This is a genomic window from Nonomuraea sp. bgisy101 (assembly GCF_057708945.1).
On the sequence record NZ_JBYITD010000025.1, the window covers coordinates 88,247 to 105,281 of the forward strand.

The 17,035-nt window shown below is 68.7% G+C and carries 18 protein-coding genes; 10 read left to right on the forward strand and 8 right to left on the reverse strand.

The features are described 5' to 3' along the window. Nucleotides 1-194 precede the first annotated feature (194 nt). From AC3EO4_RS37790 to AC3EO4_RS37820, 7 genes are all read left to right on the forward strand, one after another. Nucleotides 195-491 (forward strand): hypothetical protein, encoded by a 297-nt coding sequence (locus tag AC3EO4_RS37790; RefSeq protein ID WP_431900225.1) that lies wholly within the window; start codon nucleotides 195-197, stop codon nucleotides 489-491. After that, nucleotides 488-931 (forward strand): helix-turn-helix domain-containing protein, encoded by a 444-nt coding sequence (locus AC3EO4_RS37795; protein WP_431900227.1) that lies wholly within the window; start codon nucleotides 488-490, stop codon nucleotides 929-931. The genes AC3EO4_RS37790 and AC3EO4_RS37795 overlap by 4 nt, the downstream gene beginning before the upstream one ends. After that, nucleotides 876-1,325, forward strand: a complete 450-nt coding sequence (locus AC3EO4_RS37800) for a hypothetical protein (protein WP_431900228.1) — start codon at nucleotides 876-878, stop codon at nucleotides 1,323-1,325. The genes AC3EO4_RS37795 and AC3EO4_RS37800 overlap by 56 nt, the downstream gene beginning before the upstream one ends. Beyond that, on the forward strand, nucleotides 1,325-1,978 hold the full coding sequence (locus AC3EO4_RS37805) for a hypothetical protein (RefSeq protein ID WP_488186373.1): 654 nt from the start codon (nucleotides 1,325-1,327) through the stop codon (nucleotides 1,976-1,978). The genes AC3EO4_RS37800 and AC3EO4_RS37805 overlap by 1 nt, the downstream gene beginning before the upstream one ends. 158 nt (nucleotides 1,979-2,136) lie before the next feature. Next, nucleotides 2,137-2,409 carry a hypothetical protein gene (locus tag AC3EO4_RS37810; protein WP_431900232.1) on the forward strand — a complete coding sequence of 91 codons (273 nt, stop codon included), beginning with the start codon at nucleotides 2,137-2,139 and terminating at the stop codon, nucleotides 2,407-2,409. Then, on the forward strand, nucleotides 2,402-5,530 hold the full coding sequence (locus AC3EO4_RS37815; RefSeq protein WP_431900233.1) for a lysozyme family protein: 3,129 nt from the start codon (nucleotides 2,402-2,404) through the stop codon (nucleotides 5,528-5,530). The genes AC3EO4_RS37810 and AC3EO4_RS37815 overlap by 8 nt, the downstream gene beginning before the upstream one ends. 1,169 nt (nucleotides 5,531-6,699) lie before the next feature. Next, a complete protein-coding gene (locus AC3EO4_RS37820; RefSeq protein WP_431900235.1) occupies nucleotides 6,700-6,951 on the forward strand; it encodes a GntR family transcriptional regulator in 252 nt (83 codons plus the stop codon). A gap of 463 nt (nucleotides 6,952-7,414) precedes the next feature. Here AC3EO4_RS37820 and AC3EO4_RS37825 read toward each other — a convergent pair whose 3' ends face one another. From AC3EO4_RS37825 to AC3EO4_RS37855, 7 genes are all read right to left on the reverse strand, one after another. After that, the gene (locus tag AC3EO4_RS37825; protein ID WP_431900237.1) at nucleotides 7,415-7,636 is read right to left on the reverse strand and encodes a hypothetical protein; all 222 of its coding nucleotides are present in this window, start codon (nucleotides 7,634-7,636) and stop codon (nucleotides 7,415-7,417) included. Next, on the reverse strand, nucleotides 7,633-7,926 hold the full coding sequence (locus AC3EO4_RS37830) for an HNH endonuclease (protein ID WP_431900238.1): 294 nt from the start codon (nucleotides 7,924-7,926) through the stop codon (nucleotides 7,633-7,635). Before AC3EO4_RS37830 ends, AC3EO4_RS37825 begins: the two co-directional genes overlap by 4 nt. Before the next feature lie 77 nt (nucleotides 7,927-8,003). Then, nucleotides 8,004-8,243: a hypothetical protein gene (locus AC3EO4_RS37835; protein ID WP_431900240.1), complete on the reverse strand. Its 240-nt coding sequence runs from the start codon at nucleotides 8,241-8,243 to the stop codon at nucleotides 8,004-8,006. Then, the gene (locus AC3EO4_RS37840) at nucleotides 8,240-8,377 is read right to left on the reverse strand and encodes a hypothetical protein (protein WP_431900241.1); all 138 of its coding nucleotides are present in this window, start codon (nucleotides 8,375-8,377) and stop codon (nucleotides 8,240-8,242) included. Before AC3EO4_RS37840 ends, AC3EO4_RS37835 begins: the two co-directional genes overlap by 4 nt. Further along, nucleotides 8,374-9,024 (reverse strand): hypothetical protein, encoded by a 651-nt coding sequence (locus AC3EO4_RS37845; protein WP_431900242.1) that lies wholly within the window; start codon nucleotides 9,022-9,024, stop codon nucleotides 8,374-8,376. The genes AC3EO4_RS37840 and AC3EO4_RS37845 overlap by 4 nt, the downstream gene beginning before the upstream one ends. Then, complete coding sequence (locus AC3EO4_RS37850; RefSeq protein ID WP_431900244.1) at nucleotides 9,021-9,599, reverse strand: DUF6907 domain-containing protein; 579 nt, start codon at nucleotides 9,597-9,599, stop codon at nucleotides 9,021-9,023. Before AC3EO4_RS37850 ends, AC3EO4_RS37845 begins: the two co-directional genes overlap by 4 nt. Before the next feature lie 118 nt (nucleotides 9,600-9,717). Then, nucleotides 9,718-9,933 carry a hypothetical protein gene (locus AC3EO4_RS37855; RefSeq protein WP_431900245.1) on the reverse strand — a complete coding sequence of 72 codons (216 nt, stop codon included), beginning with the start codon at nucleotides 9,931-9,933 and terminating at the stop codon, nucleotides 9,718-9,720. 54 nt (nucleotides 9,934-9,987) lie between these two features. Between AC3EO4_RS37855 and AC3EO4_RS37860 the strand changes: the two genes are divergently transcribed. From AC3EO4_RS37860 to AC3EO4_RS37870, 3 genes are all read left to right on the forward strand, one after another. After that, on the forward strand, nucleotides 9,988-11,469 hold the full coding sequence (locus AC3EO4_RS37860; protein WP_431900293.1) for a YifB family Mg chelatase-like AAA ATPase: 1,482 nt from the start codon (nucleotides 9,988-9,990) through the stop codon (nucleotides 11,467-11,469). 1,255 nt (nucleotides 11,470-12,724) lie between these two features. Then, nucleotides 12,725-13,858 (forward strand): DNA-processing protein DprA, encoded by a 1,134-nt coding sequence (gene dprA / locus AC3EO4_RS37865; RefSeq protein WP_431900246.1) that lies wholly within the window; start codon nucleotides 12,725-12,727, stop codon nucleotides 13,856-13,858. Between the two features lie 802 nt (nucleotides 13,859-14,660). Beyond that, on the forward strand, nucleotides 14,661-15,545 hold the full coding sequence (locus AC3EO4_RS37870; RefSeq protein WP_379575378.1) for a tyrosine recombinase XerC: 885 nt from the start codon (nucleotides 14,661-14,663) through the stop codon (nucleotides 15,543-15,545). 254 nt (nucleotides 15,546-15,799) lie between these two features. On the opposite strand, the gene AC3EO4_RS37875 is transcribed toward AC3EO4_RS37870, so the two are convergent. Continuing rightward, a complete protein-coding gene (locus AC3EO4_RS37875; RefSeq protein ID WP_379575379.1) occupies nucleotides 15,800-16,231 on the reverse strand; it encodes a M23 family metallopeptidase in 432 nt (143 codons plus the stop codon). Nucleotides 16,232-17,035: the final 804 nt, after the last annotated feature.

Here is a 17,035-nt window from a genome sequence, read left to right on the forward strand (position 1 = left end):
AACCTCAGTTCTGTTGTGTCTAGGAATCGCGTTTCCGCAGGTCAGGAATCCCTAACGACTGGTGCGGGTATTCACCTGCATGAAGAATTGGACATTCATGTCGTAAATGGGGCGCGTATGCATGGCTATTCAGCCGTCATGCAGTCGCTCACCACGGCAACTGTGGGGCTTAGCCCAACGGTTGGTGGCGGCCGATGATCAACGACGACCGCACACACCAACTCGCACTCGCCCTGCTGCGCCTCACCGAGCTCAACGACCACGACGGCGTCCAGGCCCTCACCGCGTCGCTCACAGCCGAAGAACTCCGGGCAGTACTCACAGTCCAGACGCGCAACCTCGCCACCGCGTTCAAGCCCTGGTCCATCCTCTTAGGTCTCGGAGTGCACGCCGTAGAGCACGACCGCACGTTCGCAGAGACACGCCTCGACTACCTCGGTCAGCGGATCCTGCGCATGGCCGGCGCCGAACCGTACAAGGAAGACCCGTGACGTACGTAGACGGCGCCGTGGTCGACGGATTCGCCGCCTACTGCCTGGACCGCATCCTCGCCCGCCACCTGCCCGCCCTGCTCGCCCACTCCAACCTCAGCCCCACACAGCGCGCCCAATTGGAGAGTGTCAAAGCTGACATCCGCAAAGCTTCTCGCCGCTGGGAAGCTTCCATCACTTCCGCAGACGTTTCCGCGGAAACGACCAGCCCGGAAATCACGCCATCGTCGGAATGGGTCAACACCGAGCAAGCAGCAACCCTGCTCGGCATGACACCCCGCCGAGCGCGTCAACTCGCCGCCGGCGGACTCGGAGTCAAGGTCCGCGGCACATGGCTGCTGGACCGGGCGGCGGTCATCGAATACCGCCAAGGAAGGCGGACAGGTGAAGGCGGACGATCTGACGGGCGCAGCCCAGGATCTGTATCAGCGGTGGCGTGACGTCGGCTACAGCGAGCGGCAGGCCCTCGAGGAAGTGGAACGCTCAGGCGTCCTGTTCGAACAGCAACTCGCCGGCGTCTTCGAGGCCATCGGCATGAACGAGTCGACTGCCCGCCTCGCCGCTCAGGGCAGGGACGGCGCCGTGTCCGGTCAGCCGTTCGACGAGGCGGTACAGGCCTACCAGCGGATGGGCCTGTCACCAGAAGCTGCCAGGACCGCGGCGATCGGCCGGCACAGCGACGAGCAGCAGGCGCGCAAGCTGTACGCCGAATCCGCCAGGAGGCCGGCGCCCGCATCCAACGTGGTGCCTCTCACCGAACGGACGGGCCCCGGCTCGCTACGAGCCATCGCCTACCCGCAGGTGTACGGCCAGGATTGGAAGGGCGGCGCGTGATGGGCATCCTCAACAGGAGCACCCCGGTAGAGCGGGCACTCGCCGACCTGGACAAGGCGCGCGAGACAGTCGCCCGCTGGCAGACCGAACAGAGCACCAAGGCGGCAGAGCTCGCCGACCTCGAGGCGCGTATCGGGGACGAAGTCCTCGCCGACGAGACCGCCGTACAGAGGCTCACCGGCGACGTGACCCGGCTGCGCGCTGAGATCGACGTCGCGGCCCGTACAGCCGACGCCGCATCCTCCCGGGTAGTCGACGCCGGACGGGCGGTCCTGAGGGCGTACGCGGCCGAACTGAAGGGCGAAGCGGACGAGCTGCGCGCCCAGGCGGAGCGGCGGCAGGCCAAGACTGACAAGCTCCTCGCCGAACTCAGCGAATGGGAAGGCGGCGCCCGCTACGTGCCGTACGTCCCGTCGCCGGCCGAAGTCGAAGGCGCGGGCATGGCGGGCATCCGCTACCGCACCCCGAAAACCCACCGTCTCAAGAGCGAGGCTGACGGCTTCGCTCACCGATCGGCCCTGTTCGAGCAGCACGCCGCAGGCACGCCCGACCAGGTCGCCCAGTGGGTCGCCAGCGTGACCCAGCTCGTCGGCCGACCGGCCGACATGACCGACAAGACTTCCGCGCCCGTCACCGTGACGGTCGCGGGCTGAACCAGGGGTGTGTGCGAGGCGCGGCGTCAAAGTCACCGCAGCCGTCCCACGCGGTGTCCTCAGACAGCGGCGCGCGGATCCAAGGCCAGCGAGGCTCACCTTCGAGCCGGAGACCCGACCTGCGCCGCGCCTCGCCACATCCCCGACTCGGAGGAGTCATGAACGAACAGCAGACCTTCGCCGCTACCCCTGTGTGGGCGCGGCTCTTCCACGCGCTCGACCAGCTCGACGACCACGGCATGGGCGCCCTTCACGGCATGGCCAAGCACTGGAGGGCCACCCTCCCGGGCGAGGTGGTCGCCCTGGTCGACACGCTCGACGCCATCCGAGACCTTGCCGTCGCTCTTACCGCTGACCGCAAGGGCATGACGGTCGAGGAGATCGAGGCCGTCATCGCCGGCGCGCTGGCCGAAGGCGGGCACAATGGCTGACCGGACCGTGAGTGTCCGGCTCAAGCTGGGCATCCATGATTTCCAGACGAATGTGCGGGCGGCCTCGCGTGACCTTCGCAGTCTGAATCGCGAATTCTCACGGTCATCCAGCTTCGCGGAGGAGTTCCGCCGGCAGCTGGAGAACGCGGTCAAGCGCCTCCCCAAGCTTGAGATCGACGCGGATTCGTCCGCAGCCGAGATCAAATTGGCGCAGGTACGCGCCGAGCTCGAGAGCCTGTCGCGGAAGGAGATCGGCCTCGATGTCGACGCTGGTGACGCCATCCTGGAGACGCGGCGCCTTCAGGATGAGCTCCTCGGCCTCGACAGGGACGTGTCGGTCGAGGTCCATGCCTCCATTCAGGACGCGATGCGGGACCTCTCGAAGGTCGACGCGGAAATGGACCGCCTCCGCAACCAGCGGCTCGGCATCAACGTAAACGTGGACACGTCCTCGGCGCTGGACAGCTTCGGCAAGCTGACCATGGCGAGCGGCGAGCTTGGCGGTGCGCTGTCGCGGGCTCTGTCTGTGGTCGGCAGCACGGCTCCGACTCAGGTTGGTCTCGCGGCGGCGGCTATCCAGGCGCTGCCGGTGGTGGCGAGCGCGGCGGCGGCGGGAATCGTGGCGTCGCTCGGCGCCAGCCTGGCCACCGTGGGTATCACCGCCGCGGCGCAGTCCAAGATCGTCAAGGCGCGTTGGACGCAGCTGGGTGTCGATCTGAAGCGTGAACTCGCCGACACTGCAAAACCACTCGAAGGATCTCTTCTACGAGCTGCGGACGTCGCTCAGGTCACGTTCGAGCGGTTGCAGCCCAGCTTGCGGCGCATCTTCAGCGGGTTGGTGCCGGATGTCGATGCGTTCGTGCGGGCCGCGGGTGACGCGCTGGCCACCCTGGGCCCGAGCCTGGAACGGCTCGGCGGCTCTTTCGGAACCATGCTGCGCGAGCTCGGCAACCGGATGCCCGAGATCGTGGGCCACTTGTCGGCCGCGTTCGACAAGTTCTCCGACATCGTGGCGGAGGATCCACAGATGCTGGCCGATCTCATCGAAGACGCCACGAAACTCCTCAGCATGGGCGCCGACATCCTGTCGTGGGCCGGCCAGATCCGGGATGCGCTGACCTTCCCGATCGACGCTTCGAACGCGTCGAACTCACTGTTCAGGGGCGTGTTCGGCACGACTCCGGAGGAGCTGCAGGCAGACATGGCGGCCGTGCCTGACACGCTGGCGGGCGTGCAGGGCGCTGTCACGAACGCGATCTCCACCGTTCAAGGCCTGGCGACGGGTGCCGGGTCGACAGGCGACGCGCTGACGGGTCTCGGCACGGCGGCGAGCACGGCAGCCGGCGGCGTGGACACGCTGCGGTCCAAGCTCGGCGAACTCATCGGCATCACCACGAACGCGCTGTCGTCCGAGATCAGCTACCAGCGGGCGCTCGACAACGCCACGGCCGCGGCGAAGGAAAACGGGCGCGCCACCAGCTCCAACTCTGAGGCCGGCCGGAAGAACCGCGAGACGTTGATCGGGCTGGCGGAGTCGGCCAACTCCTACAGGCAGGCCTTGGTCGATCAGGGCACGCCGATGGCTGAGGTGGAGGCGAAGCTCGGCACGCAGCGTTCCGCGTTCGTGAAGGTCGCCGAGTCCATGGGCTTCAGCAAGAAGGAAGCCAACAACCTTGCCACGGCCCTCGGGCTCATCCCGAACAACGTTAAAACCGACATCAAGAACCAGGGCGGCAAGGAAGCGCTCGCCCTGATCAAGGAGCTTGAGAGGAAGCTCAACGCGCTCGATGGCAAGACCGTCACCACCGCGGTTAACCAGGTGATCCGATACAGCCGCCAGGACATCATCGACAAGAACCGCGAGCGCGGCGCCATCGACTACTACGAGCTCGGCGGGATCCGCGCGTTCGCTTCTGGCGGCATGACGACGGGGCCGCGGCCGGGCCCGCACATCGCCACCAGGCCAACCGTCCTGTACGGCGAGGGCAAGGGCCCCGAGGCGTTCATTCCGTACGATCCCGCGTTCCGCAAGCGCGCCATCAGCCTCCTGGGCCAGGTCGCCGACGACTTCGGCCTGCAGCTGTTCAACCGCGAGGCTGAGGAGCAGGCCATCGCGCTGCGGGGCGGCCTGCGTGAGGCCAACTACGGCATCTCGACCAGCCTGGAATCCGCCAGCGCGATGCTTGATCAGACGCTCGGGTCGGCGGGCTCGCTGACCGGGTCGATCGTCCGCGTGGGCGACATCGGCGTGGACATGACCGCGGGCTGGGTCGAGGGGTCGGCCGCGTTGGGCGAGTCCGTGACGGGCATGGGTGCCGCGGTGACGGGCGCCGGCAGCAAGGTGTCGACGTCTCTGGGCGCGCTCGGCAAGTCCGTCGACGACCTTGCCGCGGTCATCGGTAAGGCTGCCTCGTCGACGTCGGCCGCCCGCGAGTCGGCCGTACGGGGCACGATCCCGCGCGCAGGCAGTAAGGCGACCAATGCGAGCTTGGAGAGGTCTACGCGCAAGCTTCCGCCTGCGGTGCAGACCGGCGACAAGTACGGGCCGTCCGACGAGGAGATCAGGCGCCGTCTGGCTGCTCGGCAGGTGCCGGGAGGGTCGCTGCACGAGGCTGCGTTCGCGTCGGGCGGGTTCATCGCCGGACCCACGTGGTCGCTCATGGGTGAGGACGGGCCCGAGGTCGTGATCCCGCTCAGTTCTCGTCACCGCGGCGAGGCGCTCCACCTGCTGGAGAAGACGTCGAGGGCGTTGGGTGTCGGGCATTCGCTCGAGCGGGGCAGCATCCCGCGCCAGGGCAGCGCCTCGGCGGTCCGGTCGTCGAGGCCGCTCGGCGCGGCTGTTCCGGGCGGGTCGCTGCGTGACGCGTACGGGGCGGACAGCGTTCAGGGCGTCTCCCTGCCGCCGAACTCGGCGAGGGTGTCCCGTCCGCAGCAGATGCGTTTCAGCGGCTACGTGATGAGTCCTGGGGCTGCGGGCCAGGGGTTCGAGATGTCGTCGGCTGTCGGCGGTTCGGGTGGCGGTGGCGCGGCGGTCGTCATCCAGGAGCAGCATGTGCACCAGAACGCGGACGCGGACCTGGTGAATGCGTCGATCGCCGCGCGCTGGGGTGGCCGCGGCTGAGCCCGCGTAGAGCTCGAGCTGGCGGCAGCGGTTACGGGGTGGCGCTGCCGTCAGCTCGTTCCACATTGGAATCGTTGACGCGTCACGTAACCCCTTCTGGGGTGACGTTGCGTGAGCGGATTAATGTCCCGCAGCCCCTTCTGAGAATTGTCCCCAGCCCCTCCCCCGGGGGGCCTATATGCAGACTCCTGACACGATTCCTGGGACATTCCACCCGTCGCCGCCAACTGTCACTCTGGGTGACGAAATCCCAGGGGCTGGGATCGTCGGGCATGTTGTCGCAAATGTTGTCTTGAACCCCTCGCATAAGGCCTCCGGGGGAGGGGCAATGCGACAACCTTCGAGAGGGGCAATGCGACAACATCCCGCTTACTCTTCGCGTTCACTGCGGGGTGACGAGGTGCACGAAGATCGCTCCCGTGTACTTGTGGGTGTCTCTACGCGCGTAGACGCGCGAGAACGGGTCTCCGTGGACCTCTCGTGCACCTTCTCGGGAGGGGTTGTGGATCAGCTGTGCACCTTCCGTGCACCTCCGGGGGAGGGGAAGTTGATCTCCGTGGACCCCGCTTGCGCGCGGCCGGCTAGCCCCGTTGTTTGTTTGACGGCGCTGTTTGGCGCGTTGTTTGACGCCGCGGCTCCTTAAGGGGGCGAACCGGGGGAGCGGCGAAATGTCCGTTTAACAACGCGGCGTGATCGTCAAACAACGCGACCAAACAAAGAGCCCGCGGCGCCCTCACCCCTCCGTGAGGACACCGCGGGCCAGCCCATCGGGCTTGGAACACGGGGCCGACCGTCCCTCCAAGGACTCACCGGCCGGCCCCGTGGTCTATTGGGAGAAGGTCCGCAGCCGGCGGCTACCTTCGCCTATGCAGGTGGGGCACAGGGTGCCGTCAATGGGGGCAGAGCCTGGCCACGGGATCGATTCACCGGCGATCTCATGGACCCAGGCGCGGACGCCACACCGGGACGTGATGTAGGTGCTGGGGGCCGCGTCGGGCTCCCCACGGTGCATGGCCCAGGCGCTCACGCCTGGCTGCATGATCTCGGCCAGCACTCCCAAGTCCTGAAAGAGCATGCACGTACAGTACGTCCAACTCGTACAGCCCGTACAGCCCATGCAATACGGACCGTCTGCGCAGGTCAGAACGGTCGTCCGTAACGTTGAACACGTGACAATCGACCAGCTCGACGAGCGACCGTTGTGGGTGCAACTAGCTGCGATCCTGCGCGAACGCATCCTGGCCGGCGAGTTCGAGCCGCGGCAGACGTTGCCGAGTGAGAGCCACCTGCAGCAGGAGCACGGCATCAGCCGCGGCAGTGTCAGGCGGGCGATCCGGGCGCTGGCCGACGAGGGCTACGTGGTGGTCCGGCAGGGCCGGGGGAGCTTCGTGGCGCCTCGGGAGGCGTGGCCTGAGGTCTGAGTTGGAGCGGCGCCAACTCAGGTCTCCAGAACGCTTTCCGTCGTGTTCCACAAATGTGGAAACGATCTTCTTCCCCAATTGGAGAACCGCTCTACCTCGCGTGGATTCCGCGCGAGGTTGTCCACCCGCTCGTCAACCTTCCCGTCCACCCGTTCGGGGCGTACTGGACGGTGGACGAGAGCGGCTCAAATGGGTGAAGAATCTTCACCGTTTCCGCAGCCAGCACGCCCGCTCCGGGGTGGACGGGACCGGCCTGTATGACGACGAAAGTGGTCGCGGATCCGGTCGCCATCTAGTCGCCCATCGCGACCACCACCGCGACCACATCCGCGACCAGAATCACCGGCCCGACCTGCGGTCTTACCTGACCTATGTGACCTCCTCCGTGACCAAGATCGTGACCCCGTTGGTGACCACATTCGCAGTCAACAACGGGGTCACATCTGGTCGCGACCAGGACGCGTCAGGACGGGCTATCCGGGGCGTCCGGGAACCACGCGAGGATCGTCCTGGCCGCCCTCCGAGCGGCCTCGAGCGACAGGCCGAAGTCGACCAGGGAATCGCTGTCCTCGTCGAGCCAGACGGTCGTCGACTCGCCTGGCGCCCACGTGATCGTCACGCCGTTGACCGTGTCGGACATGCACACCCGTTCGCTGTGCTGGGTGCACCAGGGCTGGTGTGTCACGCCGCCTCCCGGACCGGAAACTCCCGCAGATCTGCGGGAGTTTCCCCGCTCCTCATCGCTTCCCCATCCGGGAAAGTGATGGCCAGCAGGACGAGCACCAGGCCGCGCGGGAGCAGGCTCGCCTTCGCCTGATTGCACGCGCAACAAGACAGGACGAGGTTCCAGGACTCCGCCACCGGAAGGAAGCACGCCGGGGCGAAGTGGTCGAACGTGAGCCGTGTCGGGTCCTCCACGGGCTCGAGGCAGTAGAAGCACCGGGAGCCGTCCCGCTCGGCGAGCAGCTGCCGCATCGCCCGCCGCGCTTCTGCGTGTCTGCCATCGGCAGACACGATCCGGCAGCGGGACGACGACGACCGTGTGCGGCGGCTCACAAGCCCGCCCTCCAACCGAACGTGTCCGCGATGCCCTCCCATACGCCGTCCCATCGGGCGGCCTCCTCCGGCAGCGCGAGAGGCGCGTAAGCGAAGCGCTCTTCGTGCTCGCCGTGCAGCACCTCGATGAACAGCTGGCCCGTCTCGGCGTGCCGCACGATGGAGATCGAGAACGTGGTCTCGTCGTCGAACCGGGCGTTCAGACAGTCCAGGTGCTCGAAGTCGGAGGGGGTCACCGGGACACCTCCCTGCCGTGCTCGATGGCCCGCGCGAACTTGTCCTCGTCGTAGCCGGACAGCCACGCCAGCGCGTTCCGCAGCTCCTCCCATGACAGGGAGTCGAGCAGGGCCGCGACGTCCTGGTCGGTCATCGGTTCACCCCCAGGTCGGCCGCCGCCGAACGGAACGCCTCAGACACTTCGACGACGTCGCTGACGTGGCACGCCTCGAGGAACTCCGCCCTGTCGCGGGCTTCCTGCGGTGACAGGTCCTCGACCAGCCACACACCTTCGACCTGGTACTGCATCCGCACCCAAGCCTTGTCCGGCTCGGTGCCCTCCTGCTCGACCAGGTGGCGGGTCAGCCGCAGCCCGGTCAGCTCGACGACGTCGCCGCGGTGGTGACCCGGGCTGGAGTCGAGGTCCTGGTGATCGACACGGCACCAGTCGAACCGGCACGGCTGGTTGGACAGGAAGCTCGTCCCCTCGAACATCATCGTCCCGAGCTGGATCACGCCGCGCAGGTCGAGGCCGGCGAACGTCGAGCCGATCACTCCCGCGTCGGCCGGCGACAGCCGCACCGCGTAGTGGACGTGCTCGGGGTCCACGCTCTTGGAGTGGTCGGTGATGAGGAGCTGGACGAAGTCCCTGCCTCCGTCGCGGAGGATGTTAACTTCGACCTCGGTGGGGTGGCCGGCGATGGCGCTGACCTCGTCGATGTTGCGGCGGCACGGGCTTCCCGGGCGGTTGTGCAGCTCGTGGCACCAGGGCGCGCACGTCGGCAGCATGGGGAACTTCACGCCTGCACCTCGCTCTGGCCGTAGCAGTGGCCGCAGGCCGTGTCCTGGCAGCGGCCCTGCTCGTCGAACGGGGTGACCACGGGCCGCCACGTCTGGCCGCGCGCCTCGGCGACCAGGCGCAGGATGTCGAGCGCGACCTTCTCCGCCTCGGCGAGCGTCGCCTTGAACGTCGTCGCCCCGTCATCGGCGCTGATCGTGACGCGCGGGTCCCGCTCCCTGTAGGCCAGGTCCAAGCTGACCGTCAGCTCGGGCGGCATGAACATGTCCGGGTGGCCGGCGGCCTCGTACGCCATGGTGACGAGCGGCGTGATCGCGGAGTAGCTGAAGTGCACGCGGTCGTCCGGGTGCGTGGAGTTGGCGTGGTTCTCGCCGCCGACACACCATGCCGGGCATGGGTCCTCGACCAGCCATGCGGCGGGCCTCTTCTTAGCCGCCTCGTTCCGGTAGGCCTTCTGCTCTGCCTGCCAGGTTGCGACGAACGCCCGTTCGGCTCTCTCGCCGTGTTCGATGGCGCGCAACTTCACGCTGTCCGGCAGCACGTACTCGAGCTGGGGGTTGGGCCTAGGCTTAGCCACGGGTCTCCTCCTGTGTAGGGCTGGTGGGGATCAAGGGCGGGTCAGGTGTGTCAGCACCTGGCTCGCCCGTCTTGCGTTAGGGAGAGAAGGGGTGCCCCGGTCTCCCGGGGCCAGGGCCCTACCGGCGGGGGTCGGTCACCCCGTTGTTGGAGATCGCGAACTCGACCGCGTCGGCGGTGAGCTCCTCGGCGTCCCACAGGTCCGCCGCCAGGTCGTCCATGCCGTCCTGCCTGGCCGCTGCCCACAGCTTCTCGATCAGGTCCTGGAGGGTGTCGATGTCCTTGGCCTGGGCGATCTGGGCGGTGAGGCTCTCGCGGGTGGCGGTGGCGGTCATTTCGTTCTCCCTGGGCTCGTTTAAGTAAGCCCTATCCTGCCCTTCGCCCTCGCCATCGCCATCGCGATCCTGGGTGCGGCGGGTGCCGTACCGGCTGATCGCGTCGCCGAGCCGTTCTTCCTCGGCGAGCTGGGCCTCGACGGCAGGCTCAGAGCCGTACGAGGAGTCCTCCCATCGGTGCTCGGCGCGGTCCGCAGCGGCGGCACCACGGTCGTCGTCCCTGCGGCGAACGCCGCCGAGGCAGCCCTCGTCCCGGATGTCACCGTGGTCCCCATCACCGACCTGCGCCAGCTCGTGGAGTGGTTGCGCCGAGGCGACGCCCCACCCCGCTACACCCCACCCGAGGACGAACCCCCCACCGACGGAACGGCCTCAGCGTTCCCCACGCCTGCCGGACCTCCGCTCAGGAACACCAGACCGGCCGGCGACCAGAGCGACGCCCCCGCCGCCGAACCAGGCCACAACGGCACAATGACCGGCCATTTGACGGGCGCCGACCTGTCGATCGGCAGCACCACCACCCCCTTCAGGTACGCCACAGGCAGCGCATCGGGCGGGCCCCTCGCCGCCCCAGACCACGGCATGGACCTGTCCGATGTCGTGGGACAGCCTCTCGGCCGCCGCGCCCTCGAAGTGGCCGCGGCCGGTGGCCACAACCTGTGGATGGTCGGCCCGCCAGGCACCGGCAAGACGCTCCTCGCCGAGCGCCTGCCCACCCTCCTGCCCGACCTCGAGATCGACCACGCTCTGGAAGTCACCGCGATCCACTCGATCGCCGGCGTCCTGCCTCCCGACAGCCCGATGATCAACCGCCCGCCGTTCGTGAACCCGCACCACACCGCCAGCATCGCCTCCGTCGTCGGCGGCGGCAGCAATGTGGTCCGCCCCGGGGCCGTCTCCCTGGCCCACCGAGGCACTCTGTTTCTCGACGAGGCTCCCGAGTTCCCCAGGCACGTCCTCGATTCGCTACGCCAGCCGCTGGAGGCGGGCAGGGTGACGGTGTCCCGCTCGGTCGGTACGGTCACCTTCCCCGCGAAGTTCATGCTGGTATTGGCCGCCAACCCGTGCCCATGCGCCCAACCGGCCGGTTCAGGCGAATCCTGCCGATGCTCGCCTGCCGTACGGCGCCGCTACCTCGGCAGGCTGTCGGGTCCCCTGCTCGACCGCATCGACATGAAGGTCACAGTCGCCCGCTCCAGCCGACGCGAGCTCATGGCCGACCGCCAGTTCGTCGAGACCAGCAAGATCGTCGCCGAACGCGTCAAGCTCGCCCGGGAACGCGCCACCAAACGCCTGTCCACAACCCCCTGGCGAACGAACGCCGAAATCCCCGCAGCGGTCCTCCACGCCGACTACCGTCCGTCCGACGAGGCCATGCGCCCCATGACCGCCTGCCTCGACTCCGGCTCGCTCAGCGCCCGCGGGCTCGACCGCGTCGTACGCGTCGCCTGGACCATCGCCGACCTCGCCGGCAAAGACCGCCCAGGCCCGGAAGAGACGTCCGCCGCCCTCGCGATGTGGCTGGGCGTCGGCTGACACCCGCCTGGAGCGGAAACCGCGCCCCAACCAGACACCGCCTGACCGCCTGACGCCTCGCCTCCCCAGCCCAAGGACCATCTGGCCCCGCGAGGACTTCACAGGAGTCGGGCCCCCGAACTCCCGGGCGGGAACGACCCACCTCACCGTGCCGACAGCCGCGCTCACCGGCCTCACAGCACTACCAGCACGCCACCTCCAACCCATGACAGGAGCAGACAACATGAACAGCCCCACGCCATCGACCCCGGATGGCCTGGAGCCATCACCCCCCGTCAACCAGCCAGGCAAGGAGGCGACAACACCGAAGACCTCCCCACCATCCATGGCCTCACCACCATCAAGCCCACGCATCCTCACGGAAGCGCATCCCACGCCCTCCAGCCCACCATCGAGCCTCACGCCACCCGGTCTCACGCCACCCGGTCTCACGCCATCCAGCCCTGCGCCACCCGGTCTCACGCCATCCAGCCCTGCGCCATCCAGCCCTGCGCCATCCAGCCCTGCGCCATCCAGCCCTGCGCCATCGAGTACCGCTGCATTCAGCCCCGCGTCATCGAACCCTGGGTCATCGAGCTCCACGCCGTCGAGCTCCACGCCCTCGAGCACTGAGCCACCCTCGGGCCCCTCACCGACCCCATCAACGTCACCGACCGCAGCGATCCCGCCGGTGTCACCGACACCGCCGCCACCAGCCCTGACATCAGTGTCGGCATCACCACAGTCGGCGCCACCGGCTCCGCCGTCACCAGCCCTGGCATCACCAGCTTTGGCGTCACCACAGTCGGCGTCACCGGCCCCGCCGTCACCACGCTTCGACTCGTCGAGTTGCCCACCTGCTTCCCGCCGACCAGGCACCCACTTCATCTCGTCGATCCCGCCGTCCTACGAGAGCGGCGAGCTCCCAAGCTCGGCGTCCCATGCCACAGACCAAGGCGTTCCCTCACCTCTGGCCGAACACAGGCCGGTCGGACTCACCCCCACCCACGACCAGCTCCACTCACTGCCACCCGCACCCGCTACGAGCCACCCCTCGCTGGTACTGCGTCCGCGAGATGCCGAGGCGACGCCTGCCGTACCCACGACACCACCGCCCGCCGATCATCCATCCCCAACCCCGCACCGCCCTGATGACGAGCCAGAAGACGCGTCGCTGCCAGCCACCGCCTACCCGACGTCGAACCCTCGGCACACGTACCCGCAGCTCACGGCCATGGATGGTGACCGCCAAGAGCGCCTCGCGAGGGCCGCGCTCATGCGTGCAGCCGACGTCGGCGACCCCATGATGGGCCGGCTCGTACGCTGGCAGGGCCCCACCGCGGCCGCCGAAGCGATCCGCAGGGGCTCGCTACCTGAGGAGTTCGTCGCCAGGGAGAACATCCCAGAGCACGGCCCGAGCCGTGTCGCCGAGCTGCATCGCCGGTTCCAGGCCTGGCGGGCGCGCCTCGAGATCGCCGACCCCGCTGCCGACCTCGAGACCGGGCATCGTGCGGGAGCACGCCTGGTCATCCCGGGTTCGGCAGAGTGGCCCACCCAGCTCGACGGCCTCGGCCACAGCAGGCCACTGGCCCTGTGGGTGCATGGGTCAGCCGACCTGCGCTTCTCCTGTCTACGTTCCGTGGGCGTGGTCGGTGCGCGGGCCGCCACCGCGTACGGCGTGCATATCGCGGCCGAGTTCGGCGTCGCGCTGAGCGAGGCCGGATGGACCGTCGTCTCGGGCGGCGCCTACGGAATCGACGGCGCGGCCCATCGAGGAGCCCTCGTCGGCGACGCCCCGACCATCGCCGTCCTCGCCTGCGGTACCGACATCTGCTATCCGAGCGGCCACCACGAACTGTTCGCGGCGATCCGCGAACATGGCGCGGTGGTGAGCGAATGCCCTCCTGGTGTGCACCCGACACGGGCGCGCTTCCTCATCCGCAACCGCCTGATCGCGGCTCTGTCCAGGGGGACACTCGTCGTCGAGGCGGCGGTGCGCAGCGGTGCGCTCAACACGGCAGGACACGCCGTCTCCCTCGGGAGGCATCTGGCCGCGGTGCCAGGCCCGATCACCTCCGAGATGTCCATGGGTTGCCACAAGCTGATCCGCGACCGCAGCGCCGTCTGCGTCACCACACCCGGAGAACTGATCGAGCTGGTCGGGCTGATCGGCGACGACATGGCTGTGCCCGCACGCGGGCCCGTGGTGCCACGCGACTCGCTGAACGAGGCCACCCGCAGCGTCCTCGACGCCGTCCCCCTTCGTGGTGGTGCGGGACCCGCTTCCATCGCGGTGTCCGCCGGGGTCGACCTGACCACGGCGCTGAGTTGCCTGGGCGGCCTGGCGGCAGCCGGGTACGTGGAGCGCGTCCCCAAGGGCTGGAGACTCCGCAAGGACCAGCCGCAATGATCGTTCCCGAGGGGGCCGGAAGGTCGTCGGTGTGCGAGCCGACCAGGTGGCGTCCTACGGCCGTCATGCGCGGGGTGCTTGTCGATCACGATGACGCTGAGTCGATGGTGACGCCCTACCGCTGCTGAACGCAGATGCCAGAGACGCGGAAGCGGGGCAAGCAGGGCGATCGCATCCTGCTCACAGCGCCGTCTTGGAGTAGGTGACGTGGACAGCGCAAGTCCGCGGATGGGCTGCGGCCTGGAGAGCAGGGCGATTGCATCCTGCTCACAGCGCGTCTCGGAGTCGGTGATGTGGACAGCGCAAAGTTCTGCCGATGGGCGGCCTGGAGAGCAGCGCGATCGCCGCTTGCTCGTTGTGCTTCTCGGAGGCGGCGACGGAGGGCAGCCCGGGTGTCGGAGATGAGGGAGCGCCGGAGGTGGGGGAGCGCCGGAGGTGGGGGAGCGCCGGAGGCGGGGGAGCATGGCAAGCGCGACTGCAGCCTGCCGCAGGGCCTCCGGAGTCGGTTGCGCGGACGGCGCGTGCGCCGGACATGGGGATGCCGGGCGAACAGCGCGATCGAAGCCTCCTCGAAGGAGCCGTCGGAGTCGGTGACCTGGACGTGATGGCCTCACGCTCCGGTCGTGCAGCCCGGCGAGCCCGTCGCGGCCTCGGACCCTTCGGACGATGTCCGGTGATGGATGGCTGAAAGTCCGAGCGCTGGTTATCCGTCGACTGGCCGGTGAAGGGAGATGATGGGTGGCAGTCGGGCGACCCGGAGGGTGGGCCCGGGCGCCACAGAGTCCACGTGAAGGAGGGCGGCGTGACGGACCCGGACGAGGCGCTGGCGGAGTTCGAGAAGCATCTGCGGTTCGAGCGGGACCTGTCGCCTCACACCGTGCGCGCCTACCTGTCCGACGTCACCGCCCTGCTCGCTCACCTGGACGAGGGGCTGGCCGGACTGGATACGGCGGCGTTGCGTGAGTGGCTGGCCGAGCAGCACGCCGCAGGGTTGTCGCGGGCGACTCTGGCGCGGCGTACGGCATGCATGCGGACCTTCACCGCCTTCGTTCATCGGCGGGGGTGGCTGCCCGAGGACCCAGGTCTGCTTCTGGGCAGCGCGAAGGCGGCGCGCCCGCTGCCTGCCGTACTCGATCAGCAGCAGGCGCAGGCGGTGCTCGACGCGCCGCAGGCGAGCGAACCCAAGGAGTTGCGGGACCAGGCGGTCATGGAGCTGCTCTACGCGACCGGCGTCAGGGTGAGCGAGTTGTGCGCGCTGGACGTTGACGACGTCGACAGGGACCGCAACGTGATCCGCGTGTTGGGCAAGGGCCGGAAGGAAAGGTCGGTGCCGTTCGGGTTGCCCGCGCTGCGGGCGGTCGATCGATGGTGTGTGCACGGGCGGCCACGCTGGATCAAGGAGGGGACCGGGCCTGCGCTGTTCCTCGGCGTGAGGGGTGGGCGGCTGGACGCGGGGACAGTACGGCGGATCGTGCACGCGCGGCTGGGAAACGTCGAAGGGGTGCCGGACATGGGGCCGCACGGCTTGCGGCATACCGCGGCGACGCACCTGCTGGAGGGTGGGGCTGATCTGCGCAGTGTTCAGGAGATGCTGGGGCATGCATCGTTGAACACAACCCAGATCTACACGCATGTGTCGATCGAGCGGCTGCGGGCGGCCTACCGGCAGGCTCATCCTCGCGCGTGACGCGCCTGGCCTACTGGCAGGCTCATCTCCGCGCCTGACGCCTGGCTTACCGGCAGGCTCATCCTCGCGCCTGAGCCTGGCCCACCGGGGCAGCGGCCAGGGCCGAGTGGACTGGTCTTCTGGGGAAGATTCGCCTGGACCTGCGGCGGGTCACCTGACGGGGCGCGTGGTGGCCTGGGGAGTCCGCTGAAGAGGTGGCATGGCCCGGGGATGTGGCCCGTTGGGCGATGGCTTGGTGGTCGGCGTGGTTGGAGTCATGGGGGAGGCAGGATCGCTCGCGGCTCTTGGGGTGGGGGCATCGCTGGTGTCTCCGGCCAGTGGGGGAGGAGACGGATGGGCCCCCAGCCGAGCAGGAGCAGCGGGTCCAGGTAGCGGAAGCCGCGGCGGAGGCCCCAGTGAAGGCAGGACGCGATGCAGTGCCATGAGGTGGATTCGAGTACGCCGAGTTCGTCGCCCATGGAGATCGTCTGGCCGCGTCGCACTACGGCACGCACAGGCAGGTAGGTCGTTCGGAGGCCGCCCGGATGCTGGATGCTGACCACGCCGCGGCCTGCCAGGGGGCCTGCGTAGGTGACGGTGCCGGGGCCTGCGGCGAAGACCGTTGAGCCAGGGAGGGCGGCGAGGTCGATGCCGCGGTGACCGGCGCGCCACGGCTCAGGCGGAGGGTTGAAGCGGCGGATGATCACGGGCTGTCCGTCGAGGGGCCAACGCCAGGCGGGTGGGTCGGGGGTTTCGGGCGCGGGTGACGCGAGCGAAGCAGTGTGGGGGAGCGGGCGGCTCGAGGACTGGGCGATGGTGGGCATCGGCGCCAGAGGGGTGGACGCAGGTGGGAGTGCGGGAGACAAGGCGGTGGCCACCAGCGAGACCGGCACGGATGGTACAGAGGCCGTGCGGGCCAGGGCTGGTGCTTGGGTGGTGGTCGTGGGTGGAGGGGCCGGGAGGGAGGTGGGCGCAGGGTTCGGGGTCGGGTTTTGGGCGTTGGACGTGGGCGGAGGCGCTGGGAGGGAGGTGGTGGACGTGGGCGTAGGAGCTGGGGGCAAGACGGCGGCCACGGGTGAAGGGAGCGGGGGCAAGGCGGTGGCCGCGGGTGAAGGCGGCACGAGCAAAACGATGAGCGTCAGGGTCGCCATGAGGACGTTGCGGTGCCGCGATGGTGGACGTGGTGCTTGGCGTTCGGCGGGGTCGGTGGCCGTGTGCGGCGGGAGGAGAAGCACGCGGGCAACTGTCGTCGGCGGGACGGGTCGCACGGGGTGGTGAACACGGTTCTGTGGACGAAGCGGAAGTCTCAGCGGTTGGGCTGTGGAAAGGCAGTGCGGGCCAGGGCTGGTGCTTGGGTGGTGGTCGTGGGTGGAGGGGCCGGGAGGGAGGTGGACGCAGGGTCCGGGATTGGCCTTTGGGTGGGGCGTGGAAGGAAGCCGTGGCAGCGGGCGTTGGCTGGAAGCCTCAGCCGAGGGCGTGGAGGGGGAGCCTCAGTAGTGGGCTGTGGAGGG